We start from the raw sequence: 11,943 nt of genomic DNA on the forward strand, positions 1-11,943 counted from the left end.
CGGTCGCGCTGTTGGACGGGCCACATCCACGGCCCCCGGGCCCGTGAACCCCGCCACATCCGCCTGATCCGCCGGGTCGGGGCCCGGCGGGCCTCACGACCGCCCCGCGCCCTCCACGACGGCCGGTTCCGCCCCCGCCCCCCGGCCATGGCGTCCGGCACCGGACGCCCGAGGCCCGTCCTCCGCCCCCGTCCCTCTCCCCGGCGCCCCCTACACGGGCGAGCCCGCCTCGGGGGCCGGCTCCCGCTGGATCAGCTGCGTCACCGGCTGCTCGTGCGCCGACGACGACGGCTCCGCCGTCCCGGGCTCGGGCGGCGCCGACGAGGGCGAGGCCGGCGGGGGCTCGGGGGTCGGCTCCGCCGACGTACCCGCGGGGCTCGGCTCGTCGCCCGGCGGCGCGGAGCCCTCGGACGGGTCCCCGCCCTTCTCCGCCACGTCCACGGACGGCCCCGCGCCCGGGGACGCGGACGCCGACGCGTCGCCGGACGAGGACTCCCCCGGCTTCACCGGGCGCTTGCCGCCCTTCCCGTGCTTGCCGCCCTTCCCGCCGTACGACCCGATTCCGGCGCCGCCCACCACGGTCCCGCCGTCGGGCGCCCCGTCGGCCCGTCTCTCCGCCGAGTGCGAGGGCACCGGCCGCCCCGCGTCGTCACCGACGCTCATGCAGCCGGCGGTGGCGGCCACGGCCACGACCGCCGCGACCAGACGGACGGGTACGTACAAGGCGCGCACGGGCGGCCACCTCCGAACGGGGTGTCCCCCGACCGGAAGGAGCCGGGAGCGTGGGGAGAAACGGGAGTTCCCCCTCTCCAACTCCCGCCGCCCGCGGGAGGACACGCGCCCCCGGGGCCCGGAGGGGCCGCGGGGGCGTCGGTGGAGCCCGCCCTCCCGCGCGGCGGGGCGCGGTCCGGGAGGGTGCCGCGGGTCAGACGATCGCCAGCGGAGCCCCCGGGGCCAGCGCGGCCGCGATGCGCTGGGCGACCACCTCGGCCATGTTGCCGTCGGGCGTGTCCTTGGTCTTGGTGGCGTTCACCGCGATGGCGAGACGGTCGGACGGGAGGTACGCCTGGATCGCCGCGTAGCCCGAGAACGACGGGTTCTGCAGGACCCATCCGTTGATCACGATGACGCCGAGCCCGAAGTGCTTGGCCTCGGTCTGCTCCAGGCAGACGGTGGCGGGGCAGGTGGCGGTCGGGTGACCGAGACCGACCGTCCCCGGGTCGAGCAGCGTGCGGTAGGAGCTGCGCGAGATGAGCTCGCCGCTGCCGATGCCGGCCGCCGAACGGGCCAGGTCGCAGACGTGCGTGGTGATCACGGCACCGGGCGCCGTGGTCCACGACGGGTTCCAGAAGGTGGACTCCTCGTACAGGCCGCGCTCGGACGTGAAGGCGTGCAGGACCGGACGCGGGATGTCGGGGGTGAAGTTGTTCCGGGTGTTGTCGAGACCCAGCGGACCCGTGACGCGCTCCCGCAGGAGCTTGTCGATCCGGGTGCCGGTGATCTTCTCCAGCGCCTGGATGAGCAGCAGGTAATTGGCGTGCGAATAGCTCCAGTTGGTGCCCGGCTCGTACCAGAACGGGTGGCTGTAGGGGTACGCGAGCAGCTGCTGCGGGGTCCAGTGGCGGAACGGGTGGGCCTCCAGTTCGGCCAGGAAGGCCGGGTCGGTGACGTAGTCGTGCAGCCCGGTGGTGTTGCTGGCCAGCATCCGCAGGGTGATCCGGTTCGCCATGGGCAGGGTCGGCAGCCAGCGCTCCACGGTGTCGTCCAGGCCGACCCTGCCCTCCTGGACCAGCTGCAGCAGGGTCGTGCCGACGTAGGAGAAGGCCACGGAACCGGCACGGAAGTGCATGTCCGGCTCGGCCGGGACACCGGTCATGGACTCCCCGAGCGCGTCGGTGAGGATCTCCCTCCCGCCGCGGGTGACCTTCAGCTCCACCGAGTTCAGGTGGAGGTCGGCCTTGGCCTTCCTGGTGATGGCGAGGACCTCGCGGGCCTCGTCGCCGAGCGGCCTCGCGGTCCGCACACAGTCGCTTCCGTACCGGTGCCCTGCCCCTTGGGCGGACGCCGGCGCAACGGCGGCCTGGACCGCGAGAGCGAGGAGCGCGGCGCAGAGGAAGACCTTGCGGGCGCGGGCGCGCGCACCGGAACGGGCCGGGGAGGGGATGCGTGTCATGCCCGCACTATCACCGGACGGCCGAGGCCCATTCGACAGAACACTCCGAAAATGGTACGAGATGCCCCATGTGGGGCAGGGGTTCGGTCCCCCCGCCGGATTCCGGCCCCTCCGGACCTCCGTCGCACCCCGCCACCCGCGGATCGTCACCGACAATGGCGTGGTGCTGGAGATGACGCGCGAAACCTTCGAAGAACTCGTGAGCCGGGCGCTGGACCGGATCCCGCCCGAGCTGACCCGGGTCATGGACAACGTCGCCGTGTTCGTCGAGGACGAGCCCCCGGCGGACGACCCCGACCTGCTGGGCCTCTACGAGGGCACCCCGCTCACCGACCGCGGCGAGTGGTACGCCGGGGTGCTCCCCGACCGCATCTCGATCTACATGGGCCCCACCCTGCGCAGGTTCGAGACCACGGACGAGGTGGTCCACGAGGTCGCCGTGACCGTGATCCACGAGATCGCCCACCACTTCGGCATCGACGACGACCGGCTGCACGAACTGGGCTGGGGCTGACCGGTCCGGCGGCGGATCCGCCGCCGGACGCGGCCCCCTCTCCCCCCGCCTCCCCGGCCCGGCACGACGGGGGACCTGCCGGGCGTCCCTCCCGCAAGGGTGACGGAACCCCGCATATCCGTCCCATTCCATGGGCAGACGGCACGAATGGCCCGCGTCCCCGCTGCCGCAACCGCCACCGTCCGCCGTACGGCCGACCGCACCCGGCGGGCGCTGCGCGCGCTCACCCGCCGCCGCCCCGGCCGCGACCGCGGCAAGAGCCCGGTGCCCGAACTCGCCGCCCGGCAGAACCCCTGGGTCCGCGCCCTCGGGCTGCTGTGCGTGGTGCTGCTCGGAGCCTGGCTGGGACTGCTGGTCGTGGGGAACGTCCGCGTCCCGGTCGGCCCCATGAACACCACCATGACCCTGCGCCCCTCCCTCACCGGCGGCACGAAGATCAACATCTCCCCCCTCGGCGCGCTGGAACTGCGCAGCCACGAGGCCCCGCTGCGGCTGGACGTGGACGTGGACCGGCTCGACCCGGAGCGCTCCCAGGCCCTCGTCGAGCACCCGGAACGCCTCGCCGGGCTCCAGGACGAGATCGTGCGGGACGTCGAGCACGGCACCCTCGACCTGGCCGTCCGCTCCTGCATAGCCGTGGTCGCCGGCGCCACCGCCCTCGGCCTCGCGGTCTACCGCCGCCCGCGCCGCGCCCTCGCCTCGGGCGGCCTCGCCCTCTGCCTGCTGGCCGGCTCGGGCGCGACCGCCTTCGCCACCTGGAACCCCGAGTCGGTCCTGGAGCCGAAGTACTCCGGGCTCCTCGCCTCCGCGCCCTCCCTGGTGGGGAACGCCCGCAGCATCGTCAGCGAGTTCGACGTCTACCAGAAGGAGCTGGCGCGCCTGGTGACGAACGTGACGAAGCTGTACGACGCCACGTCCACCCTCCCCGCCTACGAGCCCGACCCGACCACGATCCGGGTGCTGCACGTCTCCGACATCCATCTGAACCCGGCGAGCTGGAAGATCGTCGCCTCGCTCGTGAAGCAGTACGCGGTCGACGTGATCGTCGATTCCGGGGACACGATGGACCACGGCTCGGCGGCCGAGAACGGCTTCCTGGACCCGATCCCGGATCTGGGCGCCCCTTACGTCTGGGTGCGCGGGAACCACGACTCCGGGGAGACGCAGCGCTACCTGGAGCGGCTGAGGAACGTGCACGTCCTCGACGACGGCCGGGCGGTCACGGTCGCGGGCCTGCGCTTCGCCGGCATCGGCGACCCGCAGTTCACCCCGGACCGCTCGGCCGTACCGGGCGGCGACGCGGCGGAGGACCTCGCGGGCGCCCGGCTGGCCTCGGCCCTGCGCGACCAGCGCGCGGCGGGCACCCCGGTCGACATCGCCGTCGCCCACGAGCCGCTCGCCGCCCGCGGGACGGACGGCGCGGTGCCCCTGGTGCTCGCCGGCCATCTGCACCACGAGGGGATGGAGATCATGAAGTACGGCACCCGGCTGCGCACCGAGGGTTCGACGGGCGGGAGCGGGCTGCGGGCCGTCGAGCGCCAGTACCCCGCCCCGATCGAGGCCTCGGTCCTCTACCTGGACCGCAGCACCCGTCGGCTCCAGGCCTGGGACGAGATCCGGCTGGGCGGTCTGGGCCTCACGACGGCCGAGGTCAGCCGCCATCTGGCGGAGGAGAACCAGCCCGGCGCGACCCCTTCGCCGGCCCCGTCCCCGAGCCCCTCGGGGACCCCCTCCAGGACCTCCCCGTAAACCGTTTTGGCGATACCTCTCGCCATCCCATATGCTTCTCACGTCCCCGACGCGCTGGAAAGCGCGCAGGCGGGCCGATAGCCCTCATCGTCTAGCGGCCTAGGACGCCGCCCTTTCAAGGCGGTAGCACGGGTTCGAATCCCGTTGGGGGCACGCAACACCGTGTGCGACACTTGCTTCGCTGGTTCGCACACAACAGCTTGGTCCTGTGGAGCAGTTTGGAGTGCTCGCCACCCTGTCAAGGTGGAGGCCGCGGGTTCAAATCCCGTCAGGACCGCTGAGGTTTCTCCGGAAGCCTCGTGGCTGGGTAGCTCAGTTGGTACGAGCGATCGCCTGAAAAGCGATAGGTCGCCGGTTCGACCCCGGCCCCAGCCACAAGAACGAGAACCCCCTCCGGGTCAACTGGAGGGGGTTCTCGTCGTTCATGGGACCTTAGGGGGGTTACTTGAGGCACATCGCCAGAGGACTGGTGACAACCGGCGCCGTCCTCGTCGGCACCTTCGCGATACCCGGCACGGCCCACGCCGCGGGGCCGAACGTCACGGACGCCCACAGCGACCAGGCCGACTGGTCGGTGCTCGACGTCCGGCTGAACTACAGCGGCTCGATCGACCGGATCACGGCCAGGCTCCGCCCGGCCGGCAGCGACGCGTCCACCGCGCCCGTGGCCACGATCACCGACTTCACGTACAAGTACTTCACCAGCTCGTGGGACGGCACCTGGGCGTCGGGGCCCATCCACCTGGACACCCTGGGCGACTACACGGTCGACATCGAGGCCACGGACTCCTCGGGCGGGACCACCGTCCGGCAGGACGCGGGCACGCTGCACTACGAGAAGCAGCCCGTGTTCACCGGTTACTCCGTCACCCCGACGCAGCCCGACATCGAGCACAGGACCGTCACGGCCACCGGCGACATGGTCGTCCGCGACACCAGCACCCGCGAGACGGTGCCGCTGCCCGGCGCCACCGTGGACCTCACGTTCGACGGGAACGACAAGGCGACCGCCGTGACGGACGGCGCCGGCCACTTCTCCGTCTCCCACGAGACGACGGACGGCGGCTGGACCTTCGCCGAGTACCGGGGCGACCTGGGCTACGCCGGCAGTTCCTGGATCACGGTGAGCCCGAAGGCCGCACCGACCCGGTTCGTCCTCGACAAGAGCAGCTTCCACGTCACCGCGAACGACAGGTTCACCGTCACCGGCACGCTCCAGTACCGGAGCGGCGACGGGTGGAAGCCGCTGTCCGGCATCCCGCTGCAGATGGACTACAAGAACTGCACCACCTGCAATCCCTCCGACTCGACCACCGACGCCGACGGCCGCTTCTCCTTCTCCGAGTACGCGTACGGCAGCAAGGAGGTCTACGAGGTCGGCTTCCCGCCCTACCCGTACAACGCCTTCATCCAGCGCACCGCGACCGCCGACGTCACCGTCGCGGCCACCGCGACGCCGAAGTTCCGCGAGTTCACGGCGCGCCAGGACGAGTACGCGCGGATGGACGTGACCGGCATCGTCGACCTGGTCGGCCGGGAGGGCGACGACCGGATCGCCGTCGACATCCAGTACTCGCCGAACGGCAGGACCGGCTGGAGCACCAGGAAGACGGTGCAGACCAGCAACGGCTCGCAGTTCATCGTCGAGAACCTGCCGGGCTACGCGGACGGCTACTGGCGGCTGCACTACGCCGGCTCCACCACGAAGGACATCAAGGGCGGCGTCAGCACGAGCCTGCGCAGGTACCGCGCCCTGACCCGGATCAAGGACGCCAACGCGTCCCCCGAGCCCGTCACCAAGGGCCGGACGATCACCGTGAAGGGCGTGCTCCAGGAGCGCGCGGCCGGCAGCGCCACCTGGAAGGCGTACGGCGCCAGGAAGGTGCAGATCCTCTTCCGGCCCAAGGGCAAGAAGACCTGGTACCTGATGTCCACCGTCACCACGAAGTCGAACGGATCCTTCAGCAAGGGATTCAGGGCCCAGCAGGACGGCACCTGGGTGCCCGTCTTCCTGTACCCCGACAGCAAGCACTTCGTGGGTGAGGGCGCGGAGGACTACGTCGACGTGCGGTGACACCCGCGCGGACGGCCAGGAGAGGTCCTGGAGGAGGGGCGGCCCCGGACGGGTCCGCCCCTCCTTCGCGCACCGGGACGGGTGTGGCCGGTAAGGGACGGTCCGCTTGGCACCGCGTCCGGTCGGCGCTAGCTTCTCCGGCTGATCGATCGGGTTCCTTCGGGGGGATGAACATGAGCCGGGACGAGACCGGAGCCGTGCGTGACACCGAGCTGGAGAAGGACCGCGCGCGGTACGGACTGATCGCGGTCGTCATGAGCAATCTCGCCATCGCCGGCGTCGCGATCTTCGGTGTCTGGCGGCTCGACGGCGACAAGGCCGTGATCGTCGGTGTGCTCACCGCCGCGTTCACCGCGGTGAGCAGCATGACCACCGCCTATCTGGGCATCAAGGCCATCTCCAACACCGCCCGGTCCATCGCCCTGGGATCGGCGCCCCGGCACGAGCCCGGACACACCGCCGCCGGAACCCCCGCGCCCGACGCCGGAACCCCCGCGCCCGCCGGCCCCGCGGCCGAGGCGCCCGCGCCGCCCGCGCAGCGCGCTCCCTGACCGCGCCCGCGGCGGCGGCAGCGGAGCGGCGGCGGCGGCAAAAGGGTTCGCCACGGATTTCCCCGGGATGAGATCCTGGATCGCGTATGTCTACGCACCCCGCCCCCGCCCTCGGCGATCTCGCCGCCCGCCTGGCCGAGCTGTCCCTGCGCGACGCGCACCGGCTCGGGCGCAGGCTCGAAGGCGCGCGCAAGATCCGCAAGCCCGAGGCCCGCTCCGCCGTGTTCGCCGAGATCGAGGCGGAGGTGGCCAAGGGCGAGGCCCGGACGGCCGAGCGCCGCGCCCGTGTGCCCGCGATCACGTATCCCGAGCAGCTTCCGGTCAGCCAGAAGAAGGACGTGATCGCGGAGGCCATCCGCGATCACCAGGTCGTGATCGTCGCCGGTGAGACCGGCTCCGGCAAGACCACCCAGATCCCGAAGATCTGCATGGAACTGGGCCGCGGCGTACGCGGCATGATCGGGCACACCCAGCCCCGCCGCATCGCCGCCCGCACGGTCGCGGAGCGGGTCGCGGAGGAGCTGGACACCCCGCTCGGCGAGGCCGTCGGCTGGAAGGTCCGCTTCACCGACCAGGTGAACCCGGACGCCACCTTCGTCAAGCTCATGACGGACGGCATCCTGCTCGCCGAGATCCAGACGGACCGCGAGCTGCGCGCGTACGACACGATCATCATCGACGAGGCCCACGAGCGGTCCCTCAACATCGACTTCCTGCTCGGCTACCTCGCCCAGCTGCTGCCCAAGCGTCCCGACCTCAAGGTCGTGATCACCTCCGCGACCATCGACCCGGAGCGTTTCTCCCGGCACTTCGGCGACGCCCCGATCGTCGAGGTCAGCGGGCGGACGTATCCGGTGGAGGTGCGCTACCGCCCGCTCCTGGAGGAGGACTCCGAGGACGCGGACCGCGACCAGATCACCGCGATCTGCGACGCCGTCGAGGAGCTCCAGGCCGAGGGCAAGGGCGACATCCTCGTCTTCCTCTCCGGCGAGCGCGAGATCCGCGACACGGCCGACGCGCTGAACAAGAAGAACTACCGCTCCACCGAGGTCCTGCCGCTGTACGCCCGGCTCTCGCACGCCGAGCAGCACCGCGTCTTCCAGCCGCACACCGGCCGCAGGATCGTGCTGGCGACCAACGTCGCCGAGACCTCCCTGACCGTTCCGGGCATCAAGTACGTGATCGACCCGGGCACCGCGCGCATCTCCCGCTACAGCCACCGCACGAAGGTGCAGCGGCTGCCCATCGAGCCCGTCTCCCAGGCCAGCGCCAACCAGCGCAAGGGCCGCTGCGGCCGTACATCCGACGGCATCTGCGTCCGGCTGTACTCCGAGGACGACTTCCTCGCCCGGCCGGAGTTCACCGACGCCGAGATCCTGCGCACGAACCTGGCCTCCGTCATCCTGCAGATGACCGCGGCCGGCCTCGGCGACATCGAGAAGTTCCCGTTCATCGACCCGCCGGACCACCGCAACATCCGCGACGGCGTCCAGCTCCTCCAGGAGCTGAACGCGCTGGACCCGACGGAGAAGGACGTCCGCAAGCGGCTCACGCCGACCGGCCGCAAGCTCGCCCAGCTGCCCGTGGACCCCCGGCTCGCCCGGATGGTCCTGGAGGCCGACAAGAACGGCTGCGCGCGCGAGGTCATGGTGATCGCGGCCGCGCTCTCCATCCAGGACCCGCGTGAGCGGCCGTCCGAGAAGCAGGCGCAGGCGGACCAGCAGCACGCCCGCTTCAAGGACGAGACCTCCGACTTCCTCGCCTTCCTCAACCTGTGGCGCTACATCCGCGAGCAGCAGAAGGAGCGGGGCTCGTCCGCGTTCCGCCGCATGTGCAAGCAGGAGTACCTGAACTTCCTGCGCATCCGCGAGTGGCAGGACATCTACAGCCAGCTGCGCACCGTCGCCCGGCAGATGGACATCCATCTGAACGAGGAGGACGCGCCCGAGCAGAGCGTGCACGTGTCCCTGCTCGCCGGTCTGCTCTCGCACATCGGCATGAAGGACGTGAAGGAGACCGGCTCGGAGAGCGGGCGGAGCACGGGGAAGAACGAGTACCTGGGCGCGCGCAACGCCAAGTTCGCGATCTTCCCGGGCTCGGCGCTCTTCAAGAAGCCCCCGCGTTTCGTGATGTCCGCCGAGCTCGTCGAGACCTCGCGGCTGTGGGCGCGCGTCAACGCCCGCGTCGAGCCGGAGTGGGTGGAACCGCTGGCCGGCCACCTCCTCAAGCGGACGTACAGCGAACCGCACTGGGAGAAGGACCAGGCCGCCGTGATGGCGTACGAGAAGGTCACGCTGTACGGCGTGCCGATCGTCGCGCAGCGGAAGGTGAACTACGGGCGGATCGACCCCGAGGTCAGCCGCGAGCTGTTCATCCGCAACGCGCTCGTCGAGGGCGACTGGCGGACCCACCACAAGTTCTTCGCCGACAACCGCAAGCTGCTCACCGAGGTCGAGGAGCTGGAGCACCGGGCCCGGCGCCGGGACATCCTGGTCGACGACGAGACCCTGTACGACTTCTACGACCAGCGGGTGCCCGAACACGTCGTGTCCGGGGCGCACTTCGACTCCTGGTGGAAGCGCAAGCGGCACGAGGAGCCCGAACTCCTCGACTTCGAGCGCTCGATGCTCATCAACGAGCGGGCCGGGGCGGTCACCAAGGACGACTATCCCGACTCCTGGCTCCAGGGGCGGCTGAAGTTCCGGGTGACCTACCAGTTCGAGCCGGGCGCGGACGCGGACGGCGTGACCGTCCACATCCCGCTCCAGGTGCTGAACCAGGTCACGGACGACGGCTTCGACTGGCAGATCCCGGGGCTGCGGGAGGAGGTGGTGACGGAGCTGATCCGTTCGCTGCCGAAGCCGATCCGGCGCAACTACGTCCCCGCCCCGAACTTCGCCCAGAAGTTCCTGGAGCGGGCCGTACCGCTGCAGGAGCCGCTGACGCTGACCATGGCGCGCGAGCTCAAGCGCATGGTCGGCGTGCCGCTGACGGCCGACGACTTCGACTGGTCACGGCTCCCGGACCACCTGAAGGTCACCTTCCGGATCGTCGACGAGCGGCGCCGCAAGCTCGCCGAGGACAAGGACCTGGAGTCCCTCAAGCTCCGGCTGAAGCCGAAGGCGCGCCGGGCGATCTCGCAGGCCGCCGCGGCGACGGCGGAGCGCGAGGGCGGCGAGTCCCTGGAACGCTCCGGGCTGACGGACTGGACGGTCGGCTCGCTCAAGCGGGTCTTCGAGACGCGCCGGGCCGGCCAGCCGGTGAAGGCGTACCCGGCGCTGGTCGACGACGGGCCGGCGGCGAACACCGTCTCCGTGCGGCTCTTCGACACCGAGGCCGAGCAGGCCGAGGCCATGTGGAAGGGCACCCGCCGGCTGATCCTGCGGAACATCCCGGTGAACCCGGGCAAGTTCGCCTCGGACAAGCTCACCAACGCCCAGAAGCTCGCGCTGTCGGCGAACCCGCACGGCTCGGTGCAGGCGCTCTTCGACGACTGCGCGATGGCCGCGGCGGACAAGCTCATCGCGGACTTCGGCGGCCCGGCGTGGGACGAGGAGTCCTACCGGAAGCTGTACGACAAGGTGCGCGCCGAGATCGTCGACACGACCGTGCGCACGGTCGGGCAGGTGCAGCAGGTGCTCGCCGCCTGGCAGGCCTGTGAGCGCCGCCTGAAGGACCTCAGGAGCCCGACGCTGCTCGCGAACCTGGCGGACGTACGGAAGCAGCTGGACGCCCTCGTGAAGCCCGGTTTCGTGACGGCGACGGGACTGCGGCGGCTGCCGGACCTGATGCGCTATCTGGTCGCCGCGGACCGCCGTCTCCAGCAGATGCCGACCGGTGCCCAGCGGGACACCAGCCGCATGGAGAAGGTCCACGAGATGCAGGACGAGTACGCCTGGCTCCTGGAGCAGCTGCCGCAGGGCCGGCCGGTGCCCTCAGCGGTCCTGGACATCCGCTGGATGATCGAGGAGCTGCGGGTCAGCTATTTCGCCCACGCGCTCGGCACGGCGTACCCGGTCTCCGACAAGCGGATCGTGAAGGCGATCGACGCCGCGGTCCCGTAACGGCGTCCGCACGGGTGGTGAGTTCGACCCGGGGGTCCGACCTCATGTACAGTCTGTTTCGCAGCACGGCGCAAGAACAAGTCGCTGCGAAACCTGGTCCTGTGGAGCAGTTTGGAGTGCTCGCCACCCTGTCAAGGTGGAGGCCGCGGGTTCAAATCCCGTCAGGACCGCACGAAGGAAGGCCCGGAGCGAAAGCTCCGGGCCTTTTCGTATGCCTGCCCCGGCCCGCTCCCTGGACCACTCCCCGGCCCGTCCTCCGTGAGTACGCCCGCCCCGGGCCCGCGGTCACCCGTTCGCGCGCGCAGCGGGTCCGCCGTACGGCCGCGGGGTCTCCGGGGCGCCCATGCGACGCGTTCCCGTCCCTTGACGGCGTCACATTCCGCCGGTACCCCGGAATCCAGGGCCCTCGCCCTGCCGGCGCTCTGGAGGTGCGTATGGCGGTGTCCGCCCGGCACGAGACCCGTGCTCTGCTCCGAGCCCATCTGGCGGCCGCCTCCGGGTACCGCCACCTGACGCGGCACTGCCCCGTCTGCCACCAGCTCGCGCGGCTGGCCATGGAAGCCGCCCCGAACGACGAGCAGGACTCCGAGGGCACCTCGGAGGACGAAACGCCCCCGACGACGTGACCGGGACCGCTCCCACGCGGACGTCACCTCGTGCGCGCGCCGGCTCGGAACACGCTCTCACGCCCCAACTCCTTTAGCGCAGAAGGATCTCGAGCGACAAGGACTGTGGCATGTGACGGGAGTCACCGCATATGTTTTCAGAAACGTGGAACTTACCCCCCTCATACAACCAGTCAATTTAATATGTGCAAT

General features: G+C 71.0%; 8 protein-coding genes and 4 tRNA genes. 10 read left to right on the top strand and 2 right to left on the bottom strand.

The features are described 5' to 3' along the window. Positions 1-210 precede the first annotated feature (210 nt). A complete protein-coding gene (locus ACICHK_RS19385) occupies positions 211-732 on the bottom strand; it encodes a hypothetical protein (RefSeq protein WP_406837904.1) in 522 nt (173 codons plus the stop codon). A gap of 193 nt (positions 733-925) precedes the next feature. Then, a complete protein-coding gene (locus ACICHK_RS19390; protein WP_406837905.1) occupies positions 926-2,173 on the bottom strand; it encodes a serine hydrolase domain-containing protein in 1,248 nt (415 codons plus the stop codon). 163 nt (positions 2,174-2,336) lie between these two features. On the opposite strand from ACICHK_RS19390, the gene ACICHK_RS19395 reads away from it, so the two are divergent. The 10 genes from ACICHK_RS19395 to ACICHK_RS19440 all read left to right on the top strand — a co-directional run bounded on the left by ACICHK_RS19395 (position 2,337) and on the right by ACICHK_RS19440 (position 11,751). Further along, a complete protein-coding gene (locus ACICHK_RS19395) occupies positions 2,337-2,687 on the top strand; it encodes a metallopeptidase family protein (protein ID WP_406837906.1) in 351 nt (116 codons plus the stop codon). A 147-nt stretch (positions 2,688-2,834) separates the two neighbouring features. After that, on the top strand, positions 2,835-4,436 hold the full coding sequence (locus ACICHK_RS19400; RefSeq protein ID WP_406837907.1) for a metallophosphoesterase: 1,602 nt from the start codon (positions 2,835-2,837) through the stop codon (positions 4,434-4,436). Between the two features lie 80 nt (positions 4,437-4,516). Continuing rightward, positions 4,517-4,589: transfer RNA gene (locus ACICHK_RS19405), tRNA-Glu, on the top strand. Between the two features lie 49 nt (positions 4,590-4,638). Further along, a tRNA-Asp gene (locus ACICHK_RS19410) sits at positions 4,639-4,713 on the top strand. Positions 4,714-4,737: 24 nt separating this feature from the next. Beyond that, positions 4,738-4,811, top strand: a tRNA-Phe gene (locus ACICHK_RS19415). 94 nt (positions 4,812-4,905) lie between these two features. Further along, a complete protein-coding gene (locus tag ACICHK_RS19420; protein ID WP_406837908.1) occupies positions 4,906-6,510 on the top strand; it encodes a hypothetical protein in 1,605 nt (534 codons plus the stop codon). A 173-nt stretch (positions 6,511-6,683) separates the two neighbouring features. After that, the gene (locus ACICHK_RS19425; RefSeq protein WP_406837909.1) at positions 6,684-7,061 is read left to right on the top strand and encodes a hypothetical protein; all 378 of its coding nucleotides are present in this window, start codon (positions 6,684-6,686) and stop codon (positions 7,059-7,061) included. Positions 7,062-7,147: 86 nt separating this feature from the next. Next, on the top strand, positions 7,148-11,125 hold the full coding sequence (gene hrpA / locus ACICHK_RS19430) for an ATP-dependent RNA helicase HrpA (protein ID WP_406837910.1): 3,978 nt from the start codon (positions 7,148-7,150) through the stop codon (positions 11,123-11,125). A 95-nt stretch (positions 11,126-11,220) separates the two neighbouring features. Then, positions 11,221-11,295, top strand: a tRNA-Asp gene (locus ACICHK_RS19435). Between the two features lie 264 nt (positions 11,296-11,559). Next, positions 11,560-11,751: a DUF6274 family protein gene (locus tag ACICHK_RS19440; protein WP_406837911.1), complete on the top strand. Its 192-nt coding sequence runs from the start codon at positions 11,560-11,562 to the stop codon at positions 11,749-11,751. The last annotated feature ends 192 nt before the right edge of the window (positions 11,752-11,943 follow it).

Origin of the sequence: Streptomyces sp. AHU1 (genome assembly GCF_045343905.1) — a bacterium.
In the GTDB taxonomy this organism is placed as follows: Bacteria; Actinomycetota; Actinomycetes; order Streptomycetales; family Streptomycetaceae; genus Streptomyces; species Streptomyces triticiradicis.

What these genes read in the sequence shown, in the direction of transcription:
- ACICHK_RS19425 (WP_406837909.1), top strand. Translation starts at nt 6,684, where the DNA reads ATGAGCCGGGACGAGACCGGAGCCGTGCGTGACACCGAGCTGGAGAAG.
- hrpA (WP_406837910.1), top strand. Translation starts at nt 7,148, where the DNA reads ATGTCTACGCACCCCGCCCCCGCCCTCGGCGATCTCGCCGCCCGCCTG.
- ACICHK_RS19400 (WP_406837907.1), top strand. Translation starts at nt 2,835, where the DNA reads ATGGCCCGCGTCCCCGCTGCCGCAACCGCCACCGTCCGCCGTACGGCC.
- ACICHK_RS19440 (WP_406837911.1), top strand. Translation starts at nt 11,560, where the DNA reads ATGGCGGTGTCCGCCCGGCACGAGACCCGTGCTCTGCTCCGAGCCCAT.
- ACICHK_RS19390 (WP_406837905.1), bottom strand. Translation starts at nt 2,173, where the DNA reads ATGACACGCATCCCCTCCCCGGCCCGTTCCGGTGCGCGCGCCCGCGCC.